At 55.4% G+C, this 653-nt stretch carries 1 pseudogene; it reads left to right on the forward strand.

The features are described from left to right. Window positions 1–420 precede the first annotated feature (420 nt). Window positions 421–653, forward strand: a pseudogene (locus P0D89_RS53795) (ABC transporter substrate-binding protein); the annotation flags it as partial.

Consider the following 653-nt stretch of genomic DNA (forward strand, 5'->3'; position numbering starts at 1 on the left):
GTTCTACTCGCTCGTTTCATAAGCAATACATAGCAATCGAGTTTGATCGTCCATCCTGCCTTACTGCGACAAAACCCCATCAGGCGGCTTCGCACCGCCGTTGTGCTCCCGCCGTATGCAGGGCTTGCCAGACCGGTTTCTATTGGATCTACACATTCAACACGGTCCGTCCAAAGATCAGTGGCGGTCGGGCCCCATCAATATGGAGCCAGTTGGCATGAAGTCGAGTGACATCTCGATTGGCCGTTGAGTCGGAAACGTCTTCCAGAAGCGACGAGGCCCGGATTTTGCTTAACGGAGCCCCGGTACTTTTATCTATTGATGTCAACTCGTACGCTGGAGAAAATAATAATGTCTATGACGTTGCGCCACGCACTGTCGTTAAGTCTTGGAAGTGGTTTGATCATTCTCGGCGCAAATGCCGCATTTGCGGATGAAGTTGTCAAAATCGGTCACGTCGCGCCGCTGACCGGGGGCACAGCCCACCTAGGCAAGGACAGCGAAAACGGCGCCCGCCTTGCGATTGAAGAGATCAATCAGAAGGGCCTGACGATCGGCGGCCAGAAGATCACGCTGGAGCTCGATGCGCAAGACGATGCGGCCGACCCGCGCCAAGCCACGGAGGCCGCCCAGAAGCTCGTGGACGACAAAGA

Origin of the sequence: Paraburkholderia sp. RL18-085-BIA-A (assembly GCF_046027075.1) — a bacterium.
GTDB lineage: Bacteria > Pseudomonadota > Gammaproteobacteria > Burkholderiales > Burkholderiaceae > Paraburkholderia.